At 70.2% G+C, this 20,747-nt stretch carries 14 protein-coding genes; 8 read left to right on the top strand and 6 right to left on the bottom strand.

The genetic code is table 11. The annotated features are described in order from the left end of the window. Window positions 1-10: 10 nt before the first annotated feature. From ACWGKQ_RS36010 to ACWGKQ_RS36035, 6 genes are all read left to right on the top strand, one after another. Window positions 11-1,012 (top strand): Gfo/Idh/MocA family protein, encoded by a 1,002-nt coding sequence (locus ACWGKQ_RS36010; RefSeq protein WP_453296239.1) that lies wholly within the window; start codon window positions 11-13, stop codon window positions 1,010-1,012. A 175-nt stretch (window positions 1,013-1,187) separates the two neighbouring features. Further along, complete coding sequence (locus ACWGKQ_RS36015; protein ID WP_453296240.1) at window positions 1,188-2,324, top strand: sugar ABC transporter substrate-binding protein; 1,137 nt, start codon at window positions 1,188-1,190, stop codon at window positions 2,322-2,324. 322 nt (window positions 2,325-2,646) lie between these two features. Further along, entirely contained in the window at window positions 2,647-3,936 is a 1,290-nt protein-coding gene (locus ACWGKQ_RS36020) for an extracellular solute-binding protein (protein WP_453296241.1), read from the top strand. 98 nt (window positions 3,937-4,034) lie between these two features. Further along, window positions 4,035-4,886 (top strand): carbohydrate ABC transporter permease, encoded by an 852-nt coding sequence (locus ACWGKQ_RS36025; RefSeq protein ID WP_453296282.1) that lies wholly within the window; start codon window positions 4,035-4,037, stop codon window positions 4,884-4,886. Then, complete coding sequence (locus ACWGKQ_RS36030) at window positions 4,883-5,713, top strand: carbohydrate ABC transporter permease (RefSeq protein WP_453296242.1); 831 nt, start codon at window positions 4,883-4,885, stop codon at window positions 5,711-5,713. The genes ACWGKQ_RS36025 and ACWGKQ_RS36030 overlap by 4 nt, the downstream gene beginning before the upstream one ends. Before the next feature lie 85 nt (window positions 5,714-5,798). Further along, a complete protein-coding gene (locus ACWGKQ_RS36035; protein ID WP_453296243.1) occupies window positions 5,799-8,147 on the top strand; it encodes a glycoside hydrolase family 3 N-terminal domain-containing protein in 2,349 nt (782 codons plus the stop codon). On the opposite strand, the gene ACWGKQ_RS36040 is transcribed toward ACWGKQ_RS36035, so the two are convergent. Both ACWGKQ_RS36040 and ACWGKQ_RS36045 read right to left on the bottom strand, forming a co-directional pair. Further along, window positions 8,110-9,153 (bottom strand): LacI family DNA-binding transcriptional regulator, encoded by a 1,044-nt coding sequence (locus ACWGKQ_RS36040; RefSeq protein ID WP_453296244.1) that lies wholly within the window; start codon window positions 9,151-9,153, stop codon window positions 8,110-8,112. The genes ACWGKQ_RS36035 and ACWGKQ_RS36040 overlap by 38 nt on opposite strands. Window positions 9,154-9,252: 99 nt before the next feature. Further along, the gene (locus ACWGKQ_RS36045) at window positions 9,253-11,430 is read right to left on the bottom strand and encodes an RICIN domain-containing protein (RefSeq protein ID WP_453296283.1); all 2,178 of its coding nucleotides are present in this window, start codon (window positions 11,428-11,430) and stop codon (window positions 9,253-9,255) included. Between the two features lie 672 nt (window positions 11,431-12,102). Here ACWGKQ_RS36045 and ACWGKQ_RS36050 point away from each other — a divergent pair. Next, window positions 12,103-13,380: a hypothetical protein gene (locus tag ACWGKQ_RS36050; protein WP_453296245.1), complete on the top strand. Its 1,278-nt coding sequence runs from the start codon at window positions 12,103-12,105 to the stop codon at window positions 13,378-13,380. A gap of 52 nt (window positions 13,381-13,432) precedes the next feature. Here ACWGKQ_RS36050 and araD read toward each other — a convergent pair whose 3' ends face one another. From araD to ACWGKQ_RS36070, 4 genes are all read right to left on the bottom strand, one after another. Then, window positions 13,433-14,173, bottom strand: a complete 741-nt coding sequence (gene araD / locus ACWGKQ_RS36055) for an L-ribulose-5-phosphate 4-epimerase AraD (RefSeq protein ID WP_453296246.1) — start codon at window positions 14,171-14,173, stop codon at window positions 13,433-13,435. 56 nt (window positions 14,174-14,229) lie between these two features. Beyond that, window positions 14,230-15,747, bottom strand: a complete 1,518-nt coding sequence (gene araA / locus ACWGKQ_RS36060) for an L-arabinose isomerase (RefSeq protein ID WP_453296247.1) — start codon at window positions 15,745-15,747, stop codon at window positions 14,230-14,232. A 55-nt stretch (window positions 15,748-15,802) separates the two neighbouring features. Next, on the bottom strand, window positions 15,803-17,482 hold the full coding sequence (gene araB / locus ACWGKQ_RS36065; RefSeq protein WP_453296284.1) for a ribulokinase: 1,680 nt from the start codon (window positions 17,480-17,482) through the stop codon (window positions 15,803-15,805). A 193-nt stretch (window positions 17,483-17,675) separates the two neighbouring features. Then, window positions 17,676-18,926, bottom strand: coding sequence for an FAD-binding protein (locus ACWGKQ_RS36070; RefSeq protein WP_453296248.1), 1,251 nt, complete (start codon window positions 18,924-18,926; stop codon window positions 17,676-17,678). Window positions 18,927-19,276: 350 nt separating this feature from the next. On the opposite strand from ACWGKQ_RS36070, the gene ACWGKQ_RS36075 reads away from it, so the two are divergent. After that, window positions 19,277-20,416 carry a LacI family DNA-binding transcriptional regulator gene (locus tag ACWGKQ_RS36075; RefSeq protein WP_453296249.1) on the top strand — a complete coding sequence of 380 codons (1,140 nt, stop codon included), beginning with the start codon at window positions 19,277-19,279 and terminating at the stop codon, window positions 20,414-20,416. The last annotated feature ends 331 nt before the right edge of the window (window positions 20,417-20,747 follow it).

The following is a 20,747-nucleotide window of genomic DNA, read 5'->3' on the forward strand; positions in this document are numbered from 1 at the left end:
CGTATGAGGCATGAAAATCGGACTCATCGGGCTGGGGCGGATCGGCGCGCTCCACGCCCACACGCTCAGCGGCCTGCCGGCGGTGGACACCCTCGTGGTCACGGACGCCGTTCCCGGCCGTGCCGCCGACATCGCCGGGAAACTCGAAGCCCACGCCGTCGACTCCGTGCCCGAACTGCTGGCCGCGGGCCTGGACGGCGTCGTCATCGCCGCCGCCACCGACGCCCACCCCGCCCTGCTGGAGGCCGCGGTCGAGGCGGGACTGCCCGTCTTCTGCGAGAAGCCGGTCGCCGCGGACACCGCCGAGGCCGCCCGGACGGCCCGGCACCTCGCCGACCGGGGCGTCCCGGTCCAGATCGGCTACCCGCGTCGCTTCGACGCCGGGTTCGTCGCCGCCCGCGAGGCCCTGCACAGCGGTGCCCTCGGCTGGCTGCACACCATCCGTTCCACCACCCTCGACCCGGCCCCGCCGCCACCCGACTACGCGGCCGTCTCCGGCGGCATCTTCCGTGACTGCAGCGTCCACGACTTCGACGCCGTCCGCTGGGTGACCGGCCGCGAGGTGGTCGAGGTCTACGCCACCGGCGGGAACCGAGGCGAGCAGTGGATCCGCGACCTCGGCGACGTCGACACGGCGGCCACCGTCCTCACCATGGACGACGGCACCCTCGCCGTCGTCTCCAACACCCGTTACAACGCCCGGGGTTACGACGTCCGCCTGGAACTCCACGGTTCCCGCGACAGCGTCGCCGCCGGACTGGAGGACAAGCTGCCGCTCCGCTCCGTCGAGCCCGGCACCACCTTCCCCGCCGGCGTCCCGCACACCTTCTTCATGGACCGCTTCGCCGACGCCTTCCGCGCCGAACTCGCCGCCTTCACCGAGGTCGTCCGCGGCGACCGCCCGTCCCCCTGCACCCTCACGGACGCGGTCGAATCCAGCTGGGTCGCCGAAGCCGCCACGGCCTCGCTCCGCGAGCACCGCCCGGTCCGTATCGAGGAAGTACGCCGCTAACCTCCGGCAAGTCTCTGACGGCTGAGCGGGCCGCACATCAAGGCGGCAGGACCGCTCGGACTCGTCCACATCGGGGTCCTCACCCGTCCGGCCGACGGGCCATGCCTCCTGCCTGCAGGCACCTCCCACCCCCCTCGTCACCCTGCTCTCCTCACTCACCCGGAAGGCTCCTGACGTGAGCGCTCCTACCCTCTGCCACACCTCCGCGCGTCGCCTCGCGATAGCCCTGACCGCCTCCACGTCCGCGCTCGCGCTCACCGCGTGCGGCGTGATCGACGGCGTCGACGGAGGCGGCAGCTCGGCCTCCCCGACGAAGGGCGACGACATCACGGTGGGGCTGCTCCTGCCCGACAAGGACACCGCACGCTTCGAGGCCTTCGACTACCCCGTCATCAAGAAGGAGGTCGCCGCCCTCACCCACGGCAAGGGCAAGGTCGACTACGCCAACGCCGAGGCGAGCCAGGACAAGCAGAGTCAGCAGTTCCAGATGATGGTGTCCAAGAAGGTCGACATCATCCTGGTGGACGCGCTGGACGCCCAGGCCATCGCCGCCGACGTCCAGAGGGCGAAGGACGCCGGCATCCCCGTCATCGCCTACGACCGCCTCGCGCAGGGCCCGATCGACGCCTACGTCTCCCACGACAACGAACTCGTCGGCGAGGTCCAGGGCCGCGCCATCATCGAGGCGCTCGGCAGCAAGGCCGCCACCAGCAGGATCGTCATGATGAACGGCGACCCCGCGGACACGAACTTCGCGAAGTACAAGGACGGCGCCCTCGGCGAACTCAAGGACAAGGTCCACATAGCCGAGGAGTACAACACCGACAAATGGTCGCCGACGGTCGCCAAGGCGAACATGAAGAAGGCGATCCAGGCCGTCGGCCTGAACAACATCGCCGCCGTCTACGCGGCCAACGACAGCCTGGCGGGCGCCGTCATCGACGCGCTGAAGGAAGCGGGCGCGACCAGGATCCCGCCGGTGACCGGGCAGGACGCGAACCTGGACGCGGTGCAGCGGGTCGTCTCGGGCGAGCAGTACATGACCGTGTACAAGCCGTTCATCGAGGAGGCCACCCGCGCCGCGGAGATGGCGGTGTACAAGGTCCAGGGCCGCGACATCCAGTTCGACGCGCTGACCCAGGACGCGGTCGACAGCCCGACCGAGAAGAAGATCCCCACGATGCTCGTGCCGGTGGTCGCCCTCACGAAGGACAACATCAAGGCCACGGTGGTCGAGGACGGTGTCTACACCGTCAAGGAGATCTGCACCGCGCAGTACGAGGCGGACTGCGCCGCGATCGGCCTGAAGTAGCGGCCCCTCCGCACGGCGCCCGCCGGGCTGCCCACCCGGCCGACCGAACTTCGACCGTCGTGCCTGGCCGGAGGGAGCTTCTGCCCCCGTACCTCTGCACGAAAATGTTTCGTAACCAAGGAATTTCCCCTTCTTGTCCCGGCTGTGAATTCCGTGCCAGTGTCCCGGTCCAGCAGGCAGGCAGTCCGCGGTGACGGCGTGCGAAAGGGTTTCGTACCGGCCGCTCGGCTGCCTGGCACATGAGTACGGCACGGCGAGAGACGAGAGGCACATCATGCGCAGATTCCCTGGACCCGGAACGAGGTGCGCGAGCACTCCGAGAATGCGGCGCGGTATCGGTGTCGCGGTCACCCTGACGGCGGCCCTGAGCCTTGCCGCGTGCGGGACCTCGGGGCCTGCCGGATCGTCCGGGGGCTCGTCGTCGAAGGGCCTGACGATGTGGGCGCTCAACGACCAGACGATCCTGAAGGAGTCGGTGGACGCCTACAACAAGGACCACCCGGACCAGAAGATCACGCTGCGGCTGTTCGCGAACGACGACTACAAGCAGAAGCTGCGCGTGGCCTTCGGCGCGAACCAGGCCCCCGACATCTTTTTCAGCTGGGGCGGCGGCGCGCTGGACGACTACGTCAAGGCCGGCAAGGTCGATGCCGTCACCGACGCCCAGGTGGACCTGCTGCGGTTCACGCCGAGCGTCCTGAAGAGCGCCACCTTCGACGGCCAGGTCTACGGCGTGCCCGCCAACGGCCTCGCCCCGGTGGTCCTCTACTACAACAAGAAGGTCCTCAAGGACGCGGGCGTCGAGGCCCCGAAGACGTACGACGACCTGCTGACGGACGTCAAGAAGCTCAAGGGCGCCGGCGTCACCCCGATATCCCTCGCGGCGAACTCCAAGTGGCCGACGCTGATGTACATGGAGTACCTGCTGGACCGCGAGGGCGGCTCGGACGTGTTCGACGGGATCGCCTCGGGGGACACGGCCGGCTGGAAGGACGCCTCGGTCACCGCGGCCGGCACCCGCCTCCAGGAACTCGCCAAGGCCGGTGCCTTCGGCGACAACGCCTCCTCCGTCAACTACGACCAGGGCGCCTCCACGGCCCTGCTCTACACCGGCAAGGCCGGCATGGAGCTGATGGGCACCTGGGAGTACGCGAACCTGGTCAAGGCCGCCCCCGACTTCGTGAAGAAGGACCTCGGCTACGTCGCCTTCCCGGCCCTGTCCGGCGGCAAGGGCGACCCGAAGGACATCGTCGGCAACCCGTCGAACTTCCTGTCGCTGAACTCGAAGAGCAAGAACAAGTCCGCGGCCCTCACCTACTTCAAGAACTACGTCCTCAACGACTCCCAGATCGACGCCTACCTCGCCTCCGGGAGCGTGCCCCCGGTCAACAAGCTGGACTCCAAGCTGGCGGCGGTGAAGTCGGCCGACGACAAGAAGTGGCTGACCTTCGTGTACGGCCTGGTGCAGAACTCGCCGAACTTCCAGCTGTCGTGGGACCAGGCGCTGCCCTCCGACCAGGCCGACCCGCTGCTGACCAACGTGGACAAGTCGTTCCTGCGGCAGATCACGCCCGAGCAGTTCGGCACGAACATGAACAAGGCGGCGCAGTAATGACCACCGTCGTTCGTACGTCGCGTCCGGTCGCGTCCCACAGGGCGCGGCCGGGCACGGCCCGTGGCGGGCGGCGCCGCCGCTACAGCGGTCTGCTGATGGCCGCGCCCGCCCTGCTCCTGTTCGGCCTGTTCGGTCTGGTCCCCCTGGTCGGTGTGCTGGTGCTGAGCCTCTCCCGGTGGGACGGCCTCGGCTCGATCGGCTGGTCCGGCTTCGCCAACTGGACCGGGGTGCTGACCGACGGAGCCACCTGGCAGGCGCTGTGGCTCACCGTCAAGGTGATGGTGGTCAGCTGGCTGGTCCAGACCCCCCTTGCCCTGGCGCTCGGGCTCTTCCAGGCCCCCCGCGGCCGGCTGCGGGCGCTCTTCGCCGTGCTGTGGTTCCTGCCGCTGCTGCTGTCCGCCGTGGCGATCGGTCTGACCTGGCAGGCCCTGCTCGACCCGTCCTTCGGCATCGGCGCCGCCCCCGGGCTGCACTGGCTGGCCAAGCCCCTGCTCGGCTCGCCCGACCTGGCGCTGTACACGGTGATCTTCGTGATCGCCTGGCAGTTCGTGCCGTTCCACGCCCTGCTCTACCAGGCCGGCGTGCGCCAGATCCCGGTGTCGCTCTACGAGGCGGCCGCCATCGACGGCGCCGGCCCCGTCACCCGCCTCCTGCGGATCACGCTGCCGCAGCTGAAGTACACCTTCGTCACGTCGAGCACGCTCATGCTGGTGGGCTCGCTGACCTACTTCGACTTGATCTACGTTCTGTCCGGCGGCACCGGCGGTCCGGGCACCGCGACCCGGGTGCTGCCGCTGGCCATGTACATCACGGGTTTCCAGGTCCACGACATGGGCCGGGCCAGCGCGCTGGCCACGCTTCTGGTGGTCTTCGGCCTCGTGCTGTCGCTGCTGACCACCCGCCTGTCCGGCTTCACCCGGATGGACAGCCAGCAGGAGGGCATGTGAGCACCGTCGTCGCGACCCTGCGCCGTACCGCCACCGGCGGCGCCACCCTGCTGTGGACCGCGCTGGTCCTCGTACCCCTGTACTGGGTGATCGTGACCAGCCTCCGCGGCCAGGCCGACTTCACCACGGGCAACCCTTTGGCGCTGCCCGGCCACCCGACCCTGGACAACTACCAGACCGTCCTCGACGGCGATTTCACGACCTACCTGCTCAACAGCGTGATCGTCACCGTCGCCACGGTGGCGATCGTCATGGTCGTCGGCCTGATGGCCGCGTTCTCGATCGTCCGCTACACCAACCCCTGGTCCCGCCTGACCTTCCGCCTCTACCTCCTGGGCCTGGCGATCCCGCTCCAGGCGGTGATCATCCCGGTGTACCTGCTGATCATCCGCATGCACATGTACGACAGCCTGCTCGCGATCGTGCTGCCCTCGGCGGCGTTCGCGCTGCCGGTCACCGTGATGATCCTGGTCAGCTTCCTACGGGACGTCCCGCGTTCGCTGTTCGAGGCGATGGTCGTGGACGGCGCTGGCGACTGGCGCATGCTGTTCTCGCTCGCCGCCCCGATGGCCCGCCCCGCCCTGGTGACGGTCGCCGTCTACGACGGCCTCCAGGTCTGGAACGGCTTCCTCTTCCCGCTGATCCTCACGCAGAGCGGCGACAAGGCCGTCCTGCCCCTGGCCCTCACGCTCTACCGCGGCGAGTTCGGCATCAACGTGCCCGCGACCATGGCCGCCGTCGTCCTCTCCACCCTTCCCATGCTGGTCGTGTTCGTCCTCGCCAGGCGCCAGCTGGTCGCCGGACTCACCGCCGGATTCTCCAAGTAGCAGACGCCTGGAGGGAATCGGCCGGGGCGACGAAGCCGCTGGCCGCCCTCGGCATGCCCTGAACAACCCCCACGAGGAGTCGTGAATGACGACCACCACGCCGGACCACGCCGATCTCTCCCCGGCGGACGACGACCGCCCCTGGTCCGACACCGCGCGCCCGGTCGAGGAACGCGTCGAGGCACTGCTGGCGAGGCTCACCCTGGAGGAGAAGGTCGCCCAGCTCGGCAGCGCCTGGGAGGACGTCGAACCGGCCGGCCCCGAAGTCGCCCCCGGCACCAACCTGTTCGGCCGGGTCGGCGACCTCGACGAGACCGCCCGGTACGGCCTCGGCCAGCTCACCCGCCCCTACGGGACGCTGCCCCGCCCCGCCCTGGAACACTCCCGGCTGCTGGCCGAGCGCCAGCGGCAGATCATGGCGCAGAGCCGCTTCGCCATCCCGGCGATGGCCCACGACGAGTGCCTCACCGGTTTCACCGCCTACGGCGCCACTATCTACCCCACCTCGCTCGGAATGGCGGCCACCTTCGACCCCGCCCTGATCCGCCGGGTGGGCGCCGCCATCGGCGCCGACATGGCCGAGGCCGGTGTCCACCAGGGCCTCGCCCCGGTCGTCGACGTCATCCGCGACTACCGCTGGGGCCGCTGCGAGGAGACGTACGGCGAGGACCCGTACCTGGCCGGAGAGATGGGCGAGGCGTACGTGCTCGGCCTGCAGAGCGCCGGGGTGTACGCCACCCTCAAGCACTTCGCCGGCTACTCGTCCTCCATGGGAGGCCGCAACCACGCCCCCGTGGGCATGGGCCGGCGCGAGCTGGCCGATGTCATCCTGCCGCCCTTCGAGAGGGCCGTCGCCGCCGGCGTGGGCTCGGTGATGAACTCCTACGCCGAGATCGACGGCGAGGCCCCCGCCGCGAGCCGCCGGCTGCTGACCGGCGTGCTGCGCGACCAGTGGGGCTTCGAGGGCACCGTCGTCTCCGACTACTGGTCGCTGCCGTTCCTGGTGACCGCGCACCGGGTGGCCGCCGACCTGTCGGCCGCCGGAGCGCTGGGCCTGGCGGCGGGACTGGACGTCGAACTGCCCGACCAGCGCGGCTTCGGCCCGGCCCTGGTCGAGGCGGTACGGCGCTCCGAGGTCACCGAGGCCGACGTCGACCGGGCCGTACGCCGGGTACTGCGGCAGAAGGTCGCGCTCGGGCTCCTCGACCCCGACTGGAACCCCGAGCCGCCCGCCCTGCGCGCCGGTGAACTGGAGCTGGACAAGCCGGTGAACCGGCAGCTCGCACACGCGGTCGCCCAGTCGAGCGCGGTCCTGCTGGCCAACTCCGGCGGCCTGCCGCTCCCCTCAGCCGGCCGGATCGCCCTGATCGGCCCGTGCGCCGACGACGTCCGCACGATGTTCGGCTGCTACAGCTTCCCCAACCACGTCCTCGCCGACCGCGACGACCTCGGCAACGGGGTGCAGGCGCTGTCGCTGCGCGCTGCGCTCGCGGCCGAACTGCCCGGCGTGGACTGGGTGTTCGAGCAGGGCTGCCCGATCCGCGAGGAGGACCGATCTGGTGTTCCGGCGGCGGTGGAGGCGAGCCGCGCGGCCGACCTGACCGTCCTGGTCGTCGGCGACAAGGCCGGTATGTTCGGTATCGGTACCTCCGGCGAGGGCTGTGACGTGGAGGATCTGCGGCTGCCGGGGGTGCAGGAGGAGCTGGTGGAGGCGGTGCTCGCGACGGGCCGGCCGGTGGTGCTGGTGGTCAGCAGCGGGCGGCCGTACGCCGTGGGGCGGTTCGCGGCCGATGCGGCGGCCATGGTGCAGGTCTTCCTGCCGGGCGAGGAGGGCGGCCGCGCGGTCGCCGGACTCCTCTCCGGCGCCGCGAACTTCAGCGGCAGGCTGCCGATCCAGATCCCCACCTCGCCCGCCGGACAGCCGTACACCTACCTCCACCCGCCACTGGGCGACCGGCAGAGCTGGCTGTCCAACCTGGATCCGACGCCCGCGTTCCCGTTCGGCCACGGGCTGTCGTACACGACGTTCGAGATCGACGCGCTGGCGGCCGATCGTGAAACGGTGCCCACCGACGGCCGGTTCACGGTCTCGGTGCGGGTGCGGAACACCGGTGCCGTGCCCGGTGCCGAGACGGTCCAGCTGTACTTCACCGACCCGGTCGCCCAGGTCACCCGGCCGGTGCGGGCACTGCTGGCATACGCCAAGGTACCGCTGGAACCGGGGGAGGAGAGGACCGTCGGCTTCGACGTGCACACCGACCGGCTGGCCTTCACCGGCCTGGACGGTCACCGGATCGTCGAGCCGGGCGAGATCGTGCTCTACGCGGGCTCCTCCAGCCTTGCCACACCGAACGAACTGAGCGTCCAACTGGTCGGTGAGCAGCGTGACGCGACGGTCATTCGGCATCACGGGGTGCCGGTGGCGCTGACGTAGAGGTCCGCAGGACCAGCTCCGTGGCGAGTTCGATGCGCGGGGAGGCGGGCGGGCGGCCCTCGGCCACCGCCAGCAGCACCCGGGTCGCCTCCCGCCCCAGCTCCTCGAACGGCTGGCGCACCGCGCTCAGCGGCGGGGACGCCATCGCCGCCACCAGGGTGTCGTCGAAGGACATCACCGCGAGGCCGTCCGGCACACGCAGTCCGTGCTGCCGGGCGGCCTCCAGCACGCCCAGCGCCTGCGCGTCGCTGGCCGCGAAGATCGCCGTCGGGGGGCGCTCGCCGCGCAGGATGTGCCGGCTCGCGCTGAGCGCCTCGTCGTAGTCGAAGTCGGTGGAGCGCACGATCGCCGGGTCGTAGTCGATCCCGGCCTCCTCCAGCGCGGCCCGGTAGCCGTGCAGCCGCGCCGAGCCGGCCAGTGAGTGGGAGCGGCCCGCGACCATGCCGATACGGGTGTGGCCGAGGCCGAGGAGATGCTGCACGGCCTCCCGGGCGCCGCTCCAGTTGGTGACACCGATGCTCGGGATGTCCGCCGACGGCGCGCTCAGCGGGTCCACCAGCACCACCGGGAGATGCTGCTCGACGATCCGCCGCTGGTCGTCCTCGGACAGCATCGAGATCACGATGACCAGCCCGGCGGCGCCGAGCGCCACGCACTCCTCCAGCCACTGGGCGATCGACCGCCGGTTCGTCGTCCCGGTCACCACGTTGACGCCCAGCTCGCCGGCGGCGTCCACGATCCCGCGCACCACCTCCAGCGTGTACGGGCCCGACAGATCCCGGAAGACGGCGATGATCTGCTGTGACGCCGTGGTCTCCTGGTCCCACGGGCGGACGTACCCGTACCGCTCCAGCAGCTCCTCGACCCGGGTCCGGGTCTTCGCGCCCACGTCGCGGCGCCGGTGCACCACCTTGGACACCGTGCTGAGCGACACGCCCGCTTCCTGGGCGATGCTCGTCAGCACGCCGTACTGGGCGTCCAGCTGTCCCTTGTCCTGAACGGTCACTGCCCTCGTTCTCCCACTGGCCCCTGACCTGGCACTCCTTCGCAAGCCAACAGCAGCGGGTGCCGGCAGACAAGCCTCCGGCACCCGCTGATGCGACTGCTACCCTCTGCTCCACTGCTGGGTGGCGGTGCCGAGGCCGGTCCACAGCTCGACCTTCGAGCCGTTCGCCGTGCCCCAGTTGGTGACGTCGATGACCAGTCCGTTGGATCGGTTGACGATGGTCTTGTCCAGCCGGAACGACCACTTCTGGCTGCTCTTGCCGTTGCAGGCCCACAGGATCAGCTGGGTGCCGGCCGTGGTGCCGTCGCCGTTCGCGGCGAGGCATTTGCCGGAGATCCGCAGCTCGCCCGCGGCGGTCTGGGTGATGGTCTGGTTGGCGTTGCCCGAGCAGTCGTAGATCTGCACCTGGACACCGGTCGCGCCGTTCGGGACGTCGAGGCAGCGGCCGGAGTTCGCGCCCTTCAGCGTGAACGTCGAGTCCGTGGGGAGCGGGTCCTGGACCAGCTGCCAGTCCTGCGAGCCGTCGGTGGTGGACGCGGCCACGGTGACGGAGCCGCCCGCGGTCGCGCCCGTCATGTAGAGGCCCGTGTTGAGCACCGAGCGGAGCTTGTAGTAGCCGCTGGTCGAGGAGGCGACCAGGGTCCACTGCTTGTCGGTGGCGCCGTCGTCGACCCACTGGGCCAGCTTCTGTCCGGCCGTCGCACTGCCGGTCCAGATGGCGACCGAGCGGCCGCCGGCCTTGTTGAGCAGGGTGATGTTGGAGCCCTTGGCCGTGGTGTGCCAGCGCTGGGTGTCGTCCGAGGCGCTCACGGCGCTCGTGACCAGGTCGGGGACGTTGCCGGTGAGGTTGGCGTCCTGCGTCTTGCCGGAGGCGGGGGCGAGCGCCTGGCCGGTCAGCCGGTTGACGAGGGTGTAATAGGCGCCGTCGGACCGGCCGAGATCGACCTCGGCGTACTTCACGGGGCCGACGCTCGTGCCGCTCCAGGACGCCTGGAGGACCAGCACGCGTCCGGTTCCGTCGACGTACTGGAGGTCGCGGCTGTACCCGGCGGCGATCGGCGTCTGGTACTGCTTCCAGGTGCCGGTGCTGAGCCCCGACTCGTTCACCCACACGCTTCCGCTGCCGGCCGCGTTGTAGACGATCCGGCCGTCGGGCATCGGGAGCAGTACCGGACTGCCGCCCGTCGACAGCGCGCTGCCCCCTGAGGGCACCGGCAGCGAGGTGATCGCCGCGTCCGTGCCCGCGTAGAACTTCGTCGGGTCGTCCGCGATCCGGTACCGGACGTTCGTCCCGCCGCCCCAGTACTCGTACGTCATCATCCACTTGCCGTCGGTGGTGGGCGCGACGGTCGTCATACCGGGGCGTCCGCCGCCGATCTCCGTCTTGCCGCTGCCCATGTCCACGGTCGAGCCGGGCACGTCGACGACCGGACTGCTCCAGGCCGACGTGCTGGTGCCGTCCCACGTCCGGTGCATCAGGACCTGGCCGCCGGAGTCCGTCGCCGTGTCGTTGGCGGGGTCGAGGGTGGGTGCTCCGGTGCTGGTGTCGTAGCCCGTGTAGTCGTTCTCGTCGGAGTAGTAGGCGATCAGCTGTCCGTTGTGGGCCAGCAGATGCGGCTCCCACACCGGGTCGACCTGCTTGTAGGTGTTGGCGGTCGAGGTGCGGCCGAGGCTGCCCGCGCTACCGCCCTGCCAGCCGCCGGCGGCGATGATGTTCTGGAAACTCCAGGTCGCCCCGTCATCGGTGCTGGAGTACAGGGCCAGCGCCACGTTCTTTCGGTCGCCGTCACTGGTCGGCGTCCAGCTGGAATTCGCCGCTTTCTGCTCCTGGTAGTAGTAGTCGTCCCCCGAGACGATGCTCGCGAGCAGAAGCGTGCCCGCGCTCAGATTCCCGACGCTCTGCGGAAGGACATAGAGGTACGGGTTCGTCCAGTTGCTCGTGTATTTCGCGTACGCGGAGTCGGTGGACAGATAGGCGGGCGCTTTCACATCGGCGAGCTTCGCCCAGGTCGTGCCGTAGTCGTCGCTCTTGTAGATGGGCATTGTCTGCCCCACCGGAGCGGTCTCGCTGTCCTCGAAGGTCGCCACGATGCGCCCGCTGGGCAACTGGGCCGACTTCGGGTAGAGCACGCAGGGACTCTTGTTGCAGGCAGCGGAATTCGTCGCCGTATAGAGGTTGGCGGGACTCGGCTGGTATGCCGACGCACCCGTCGCGGCGGCGATGGTGAATGCAACACCGATGCCCGCGGCTGCTACTGCCCCGAGCACCTTTTGCATCAGATGACGTCTCAACTCGGTTCCTTTGAGCGGTTCCTCTGGGGGGAATGAGCGGAACGGAAATGTGAGGACAGTATTGGGACGCGGCAGCGGCGTGTCACGAGCAGGTTTCCGAAAGTGTTTCGTGTACGGGGGTCGACCGGGGCTTGACGCGGCCATTCGACGGACTCGGCAGGGGAGCGTCGGTGAGTGGTCTGGCGTGCTGCGACCGGGTGTCCGTGACGTATCGGCGCGGTATCGGTCTGCTGTCCGAACAGTCCACCGGGCGCCGGATCCGAGCCCGAACTCCCACCGGGAACGGACGGTCGGCGCCGGTGACACGGATCGCCGGGGTGCCGCTCCTGAAGCTCGGGTCGTCAAGGTGTCCGACGCTGTCAGAAACTGTGAATTCAATCTGTGAGTTTCCACTGAATTCCGTGTGATGTGATCCGGTGGGCCTACGGTGTGCGTCCGACCGGCGTTTTCGACCGGGCCTGGCCGGAAGTCTCCCCGCGAAATCGAGCCGTCGATACTCGATGTGAAAGCTGAGCTTGCGTCCTGCGAATTGCCGATTCCTGGACGCGCTGTGATGCTTCCTCAGAAGTCGGTTACGGACCCGCCCATTTCCTTTGGAGGACTGCGATGTCTGAGCGAAACGAGAACGAGAGGGACCAAGCAGGCAATTTCGGGGACGTGAGCCGGCGCTCGTTCGTCGCCGCCACGAAGGCGGCGACCGGACTGAAGGTGGGCGCCGGAAAGGCGGCGTTCACGCCCAGTGCCTCGATCCTGCCCCTGGACAACTTCACCTCGGTGCACGACGACCTGTATGTGCGGGTCCTGCTGGTCGAGTCCGGCTCCCGCCGTGTCGCCCTGGCCGTGCTGGACCTCACCTCGATCAGTGCCGAGGCGATCGGGCTGATGCGTGCGGCCATCACCGCGGCCACCGGCATCGCGGCGGCGAACATCATGGTCACCGTCACGCACTGCTTCTCCGCCCCGCACGTCGCGGACAGCAGCTCGTCGGCGGGGGCCGCGACGTACGTGCAGAACATCGTCACCGCCACCAAGAGCGCGGTCGCCGACGCGGTCAAGAACCTTCAGGACGCCCAGGTCGGCTACGGCCGCGGTGCGGCCGACGTCAACGTCAACCGCAACGTGCCCACCGCGGACGGCTACTGGCTGGGCGTCGACGAGCAGGGCACCTCGGACCACGGCGTGTACGTCGCCCGGTTCAACGATCTCGACGGCAACCCGATCGCCGTCCTGACCAACTACAACGTGCAGTCCTGCGTGATGCAGGACTCCGTCATGAGCGACGGCAGCCTGCCGATCACCGCCGACCTGGCGGGCGCCGCCACCGCGCACGTGGAGAGCCAGTACCCCGGTGCCGTCGGCTTCTGGCTCGTCGGCGCCTGCGGCGACCAGTTCCCGGCCTACCGCTCGAAGCGGTACACGATCGACAAGGACGGGGCCTGGACCTACGGAGTCGACCTGCACGACGCCGGCTTCGCGCTGCTGACCGCGCAGGGCGAGCGCCTGGGCAACGAGATCGTGCGGGTGTCCCAGGCCATCACCAGGTACGAGAGCGGCAAGAACGTCACGGTGCGGCTGCTCACCGACGACGTCACCACCACCGAGATGGAGACCGACCATCCCACGGGCCCGGTGAAGACCGCCACCTACACCCCCACCGACACCGTCGAGGTGCCGGTCTGGGTCTTCCAGGTCGGCAGGGGCGTGTTCGCCGGCGTGGAGCCGGAGCTGTCCACCAGCACGGCGAACGCCATCCGCAAGGCGTCCCCGTTCGGCAGCACCTTCGTCATGTCGATGTTCGAGGGCGGCGCCAAGAACATGCCCGACCGCTGGAACTACGACAACTTCACCTACGAGGCGCGGGACGGCTTCTACGTCGAGGGCACCGCCGAGAAGGTCGCGGCGCGGATCGAACGCCTCGTCAAGTCCCTGAGCTGAGCGGCGAGGTTGCCGGTGTCCCCGGCCTGAGGGCCCGCGCCGACGATGGTCGTCACCGAGAGCGGGCCGGGGCCGGGGGCGTCACCTCCGGGTTGCCGTAGTAGGCGTCAGGTCCGTGCTTGCGGGTGTAGTGGCGTTCCAGGAGATGGTGGGGCGGCGGGGCGGTGGGGATCAGGGCGAGGGTGTGGATGGCGATGTCGGCGACGGCTTCGCAGATGATCGCGTGCTCCAGGGACTTGCGCGCGCTCGCGCCCCAGGTGAACGGGCCGTGGTTGGCGACCAGCGCGGCGGGCACCTCGGCGGCCTTGCGGTCGTCCGACTTCAGCAGATCCACGATGACGCGGCCGGTGTTGTACTCGTAGTCCGTGGCGCACTGCTCCGCAGTGAGGTCCGGAGTGCACGGGATGGGCCCGTTGAAGGTGTCGGCGTGGGTGGTGCCCAGGACGGGAATGTCCCGGCGCGCCTGGGCGAAGGCGACCGCATGGGTGGAGTGGGTGTGGGTGACCCCGCCGACGGAGGGGAACGCGAGGTACAGGCAGCGGTGGGTCTCGGTGTCGGTGGAGGGGCGCAGGTCGCCGTCGACGACCGCGCCGTCGGCCAGTCGTACGGTGACCAGGCTGTCGATGGAGAGGTCGTCGTAGGGGACGCCCGAGGGCTTGATGACGAACACCCCCGCCTCGCGGTCGACTCCGCTGACGTTGCCCCAGGTCAGGGTGGCGAGACCGACCTGGGGTATGGCCAGATTCGCCGCCAGCACCTCCTGGCGCAGGCCGTCCCGTACGGTGAGGGTCATCGGTGCTCCTTGTTCTTGCTGTGGTGACGGGACGGTTCCAGCCGGGGACGGGGTGCTCACAGCGGCTGGTCGAGCCGGTGGTAGGCGGCGTTCCAGCGGATCTCCTTGGCGAACTGCCCGGTGGTCGTGTTCTCGTCGATGGTCAGCAGTTCGACGCCGGTCATGGCGGCGAAATCGGTGAGCGTCTCGATGTCGACGGCCGAGCTGAGCACGGTGTGGTGCGGGGCACCGGCGAGCAGCCAGCTCTCGGCGGACTCGGCGAGTGACGGGCGCGGCTTCCACACGGCCCTGGCCACCGGAAGCTGGGGCAGGGGCCGGCCGGGGGCCACCACGTCCACGGTGTTCGCGGTGAGCCGGAAACGGTCGCCCAGGTCGGAGAGGCCGACGACCACGGCGGGGCCGGGGGCGGCGTCGAAGACCAGGCGGACGGGGTCCTCGCGGTCGCCGATCGACAGCGGGTGGATCTCGCAGCTGGGGCGGTCGGCCGCGATGGATGGGCAGACCTCCAGCATGTGGGCGCCGAGGATGCGCGGCTCGCCCGGGCCGAGGTGGTAGGTGTAGTCCTCCATGAAGCTGGTGCCGCCGGGCCGTCCGGAGCCCATGACCTTCATCGTGCGGAGCAGGGCGGAGGTCTTCCAGTCGCCTTCGCCGCCGAAGCCGTAGCCGTCGGCCATCAGCCGCTGGACGGCGACTCCGGGCAGCTGGCGCAGGCCGCCGAGGTCCTCGAAGTTGGTGGTGAAGGCGGTGAAGCCGCCCTCGTCCAGGAACGTGCGCAGACCGAGCTCCAGGCGCGCGGCGTACCGCAGCGCGTCATGGCGGACGCCGTCCGGACGGAGTATCGGGCGGACGTCGTACTCGTCGACGTAGCTCGCGGCGAGCTCGGCCGCCGCCTTCTCCTCGACGGCGTCCACGACCTTGACCAGATCGTTCACGCCGTAGGTGTTCACGGAGAACCCGAACCGCAGCTGGGCCTCGACCTTGTCGCCCTCGGTCACGGCGACATCGCGCATGTTGTCGCCGAAGCGGGCCAGCCGGAGGGTCCGCGACGCGTGGCGGCCGGCGGCGGCCCGGCACCAGGTGGCCACGCGGCTCTGGACGCGGGCGTCGCTGGCGTGGCCGGCCACGATCTTGCGGTTCACCCCGAGACGGGACCCGATGTGCGCGAACTCGCGGTCGCCGTGGGCGGCCTGGTTGAGGTTCATGAACTCCATGTCGATGCTCGACCAGGGCAGCGACAGGTTGTACTGGGTGTGCAGATGGAGCGCGGGGCGGTCCAGCGCGCTGAGACCGGCGATCCACATCTTGGCCGGCGAGAAGGTGTGCATCCAGAGGATCACACCGACGCAGGCGTCGCTGGTGGAAGCCTCCTGGCAGAGCCGGCGGATGGAGTCGGAGTCGGTGAGGACCGGCTTCCACACGATCCGCAGGGGGATCTCGGTGCTCGTGTCCAGCAGCTCCGCTATGCGCTGGGACTGGTGGGCGACCTGATTCAGGGTCTCTTCGCCGTACAGGCCCTGGCTGCCGGTCAGGAACCAGATCTCGCCAGGGAGCCGGTACGTGGAGTCGCTCGCCATGAGGTGTCCTTTCAAAGGGGTAGTGCAGTGGCCGCGAACCGCGGGAGCCGCGCGTTCAGGCGGAGGCTTCGGCGCGGATGCGGCGCAGCCGGTGCATGACGTCGTTGGCGCCACGGCCGAAGTGGTCGTGCAGCAGCCGGTATTCGGCGTACAGGAGGTCGTAGGCCGCGGCCCGGTCCGGGTCGGGCAGGTACACGCCGGGACGTGCGCTGCCCATCGCGTGTGCCGCGGCCCGGATGTCGGGATACGCGCCGGCCGCGACCGCGGCGTGCATGGCCGCGCCGAGAGCGGGACCCTGCGCGGAGTCGATGACGCCGAGCGGGCGGCGGGTGACATCGGCGTAGATCTGCATCAGCAGCGCGTTCTTGGTCAGACCGCCGGCGATGATCAGTTCCTGCACCGGCACCCCGGACGACTCGAAGGCCTCGATGATGGTCCGGGTGCCGAAGGCGGTCGCCTCCAGCAGGGCGCGGTAGACGTCCTCCGGGCGCGTGGACAGGGTGAGACCCAGCACGACGCCGCTGAGGTCGTGGTCGACCAGGACGGAGCGGTTGCCGCTGTGCCAGTCCAGGGCGATCAGGCCGTGCTCGCCCACCTTCTGCCTGGCCGCGAGTTCGGTCAGGTACTCGTGCGGGGTGCGCTGCAGGCGCTCGGCCCGCTCGGCGTACTCGGCAGGGAACCCGGTGCGCAGGAACCAGGCGAAGATGTCACCGACCCCGCTCTGACCGGCCTCGTAACCCCACAGACCGGGCAGGATGCCGCCGTCGACGACCCCGCACATGCCCGGCACCGTGCCCTGCCGGTCGGAGCTCATCACATGGCAGGTGGACGTGCCCATGATGGCCACCATCCGGCCGGGCTCGACCGCGGTGGCGGCCGGCGTCGTCACATGGGCGTCCACGTTGCCGGCGCAGACCGCGATGCCCTCGGGCAGCCCCGTCCACGCGGCCGCTTCCGCCGTGAGCCCTCCGGCCAAGGTGCCGAGCTGAGCGATCGGCTGGTCCAGCTTGTCGGTGACGAAGCCGGCGAACGCGGGGTTCAGGGCGGCGAGGTAGTCGGCCGAGGGGTAGGAGCCGTCCTGGAGCTGGCCCTTGTACCCGGCGGTGCAGGCGTTGCGGACGTACGTCCCGCACAGCCGCCACACGATCCAGTCCGCCGCTTCGACCCAGCGGTCGGTGAGGTGGTAGATCTCCGGGTCCTCCTCCAGCAGCTGGAGGGCCTTGGCGAACTCCCACTCCGAGGAGATCCGGCCGCCGTACCGCGCCAGCCAGGGTTCCGCGCGCTCCGCGGCCAGGGCGTTGATGCGGTCGGCCTGGCCCTGCGCGGCGTGGTGGCGCCAGAGCTTGACGTAGGCGTGCGGGCGGCCGGAGAGCCCGGGCAGTTCACACAGGGGAGTGCCGTCGGCGCGTACCGGCAGAACCGTGCAGGCGGTGAAGTCCGTACCGAGGCCGATCACCTGCTCGGGCCGCACCCCGGAACGGGCCAGTGCTTCGGGGACCGCATGGCGCAGGACGCCGATGTAGTCGCCCGGCACCTGCAGGGCCCAGTCGGGAGGCAGCGGGGTGCCGTCGGCCAGCTCCCGGTCGAGGACCGCGTGCGGGTAGGCGTACTCGGCGACCGCCAGCTCCGCGCCGTCGCTCACCCGGACCACCACAGCTCGCCCGGAGAGCGTCCCGAAGTCCACACCCACGACGAACTGATCGGAGGGTCGGCGGTCCTTGTGTGCGACGGTCACCACGATGGCGCCCTTTCGTTTGATATTTCGGACACTGGCCGGCGAGAGGAACCCCGCGACGCGTCACCAGGCAATGGGCTGAGGGGTCAGTACGGCACCGTGGCGGCTGACTACGCAGTCATCTCCGACTGCGCAGTCATGTCTACGCAGTCATATTTCGGCCGTCAAGAGGTTCCGCAGACGTTTCTCGTCTCTACCCGACGGGGAAGTGGCGCCCGACGAACTCGTTGCGGAACTTTCCCGCGGGGTCGAGCCCGCCCAGGAGCTTCCGGAAGTCGTCATGGCGCGGGTACAGCGCGCGGACCGTCTCCGGGTCGGCGGCGAACACCTTGCCCCAGTGCGGGCGGGCCGCGAACGGGGCCAGAACCGTCTCGACGGCGCGGACCGCCTGTGCCGCGGCCACCGGATCGGGGTGCCAGGTGAAGTGGAAGGCCACGGCGTCCCGCTCATAGGCGGGACTCAGCCAAAGACGGTCGGCCGCGACCGTACGGATCTCGCCGATCTGGAGGGCCGGGGAGATCCGCGACCGGATCCCGTCCAGGGCGTCGAAGGCGGCCACCGCGTCGGCGCGGGCCACGAAGTACTCCGACTGGAGTTCGTCGCCGCTGCTCGGGGTGAAGTCCAGCCGGAAGTGCGGCAGCCGGGTGTGCCAGGGCCCCGGAGCCCCCGACTGCCGCGTGCACTGCCCGGCGGGCATCCCCGGCACCGGGTGGCGCGGGCCGTCGGCGAGCGTCGCGCCCAGCCGGCTCTCCGGTGCCTCCTCGGCCGTGACGCGCTTGAGCCAGACCTGGCCGATCCGGTCCGTGCGCCAGTCCGTGAAGAGGCTGACGCTGTACGCCGCCGACATCACCTCGTCGAACCGCTCGCGCAGCGTGGCCACGGGGAGCCCCTCGTAGACCCACTGGCGTACCTCGAAGGCCGGCACCAGGTCGAGGGTCAACCGGGTGACCACCCCGAGAGCGCCCAGCGCCACCACCGAACCGGGAAAGTCCGGGTCGTCCCGCCCGATCGTCACCAACTCGCCGTCCGCGGCGACGAGTTCGACGGCACGGACTGTCGTCGCCAGGCAGCCGTTGCGGTCGCCCGAGCCGTGCGTGCCGGTGGCGCACGCCCCCGCGACCGAGATGTGCGGCAGCGACCCGAGGTTGGGCAGCGCGAACCCCGAACCGTGCAGCTCGGCGACGATGTCCCCGAACCGCAGTCCCGCGCCGACGGTGACCGTGCCGGCCCGTTCGTCCAGCTCGACCGTGCGCGGCAGGCGGGCCACGGAGACGAGGTCGCCCCGGGTGTCCGCGATGGCGTTGAAGGAGTGCCCGGTGCCGAGCACCCGCACCGAGGAGCTCTGCGCGACGATCCGCCGCAACTCGGTGACCGACTCCGGTTCGTGGAATCCGGCGGCGCTGAATCTGATGTTCCTGGCCCAGTTGGTGACAGGCACGCTCATCGGCTGCTCGATCCTTCGGTGGGATGGGATGGCACGTACAGGCGATGGCGCGCCTGCGGGGAAAGCCCGAGAGGTGAGGGCGCCGTGGCCGTGGGGGACGCGTGCGGGGCCGACGTCCCCGCAGAGCGGGTCATCGTAGGGCACGGCGCCGCCGGGCGGTGCGGACGGACGTCGTCCGTTTGCGCAGGACACGAGGCCGGCAAGGCGCTCCCGGACCGATGCCGGACCCGGGGACTTCATATTACGAATATGTTCCGCACTCTTGACGGACATCTTCTGACTGCGTAGACATGGCTGCGCAGTCAGGTCGCCGGAGCAGCCGGCGCGGAACGCGGCCATCGGGAGACATCATGACGCCATCAGCAGGACGGGCCGGCGTTTCCGGTGCGCCCCGGAGCGTGGATGTGGCCCGGCTGGCCGGCGTGTCGCAGAAGACGGTGTCGCGGGTCTTCAACGACGAGGCGTATGTCTCGGCAGAGGTGCGCAAGCGCGTTCTCGACGCGGCCGACGAACTCGGCTACCGGCTGAACCACGCGGCCCGGGCGCTGGCCTCCGGCCGGACCCGCTCCATCGGCGTGGTGACGCTCGGGACGGCACTGTACGGACCCGCGTCACTTCTCATCGGCATCGAGCGGGCCGCCCGGGACACCGGTTACGCGCTCCGTGTGGTCAACACCCTGGAAGGCGATCCGGGGGGCGTCGGCGGAGCCATCGACTCGCTCCTCAAACAGGGCGTGGACGGCATCGTCATCTCCGAGCCGATCGACGAGGAGGGGGACGGGGGAGCGGTCCCCGCCGACGTGCGAGTACCGGTGCTGGTCCTGGGTGCGCCCGTGGCCACGACGGCCCCCGGCACCGTGGCCGCCGGCGTCGGCGCCGACCTGCTGGCCCGGGCCGCCACCGAGCACCTCCTCGACCTCGGACACCGGACCGTCCACCACCTCGCGGGTCCGCAGCGCTGGTATGCCGCCCGCGACCGCCTGCGGGGATGGCGTGAGGCACTGGAGGCCCGAGGCTGCGACGAGCCGGCGGTCGTCGAGGGCGACTGGTCCGCGGCATCCGGCTACGCGGCCGGCCGGGAACTGGCCGCCGACCCCGGCGTGACCGCGGTGTTCGCCGCCAACGACGACATGGCCATCGGCCTCATGCGCGCACTGACGGAGGCCGGCCGCACCGTGCCGGACGACGTCAGCGTCGTCGGATTCGACGACATCCCGGTGGCCGCGTTCGTGACCCCGCCCCTGACCACCGTGCGCCAGCCGTTCGACGCCGTGGCCCAGGAAGGGCTGAGACTTCTCGTCCACGCGATCGAGAAGCCCGAAGCCGACCTGCCCCCGGCCAACGATCCGCCCGTCGAGCTCGTCCTGCGCGCGTCGACCGCGCCCGCTCCGTCCCGTACGGATCCGGGCGGAGCACGGCGCCCCGCCACGCCTCCCCGTCGTGGCGCGAAGGCCGCGCCGCCGAATGGAGGTCCATCCGACCGTTCCTGATCGACTTCAGCCCCCCCGTCGGCCCTGACCACGGTCCCGGGCCGGACCTGTGACGCACACGCAGCCGCCGCACAGGCCGCTGCCCGGTCTGCCCCTCCCTGCCATGCCGGCTCAGCCGCCCGCGGGGACTCGGGCACCGCACCATCTCCATCTCGCCGAGCGGGTCGCTGCACCGGCGCCTGCTCCGACCGCCCTCCCCCTCGTGGTCCGCCATCCGCACCACGAGCCGGGAGCAGCCGATGACGACGTGCCCTTCCACGCACCGCACCCGAAGTCCCGGTCGTCACCTCCTCGCGTTCCCTTGCCCGGTATGCCGCCGCAGGCATGCCCT

It is taken from the genome of Streptomyces sp. NPDC054770, assembly GCF_053611985.1.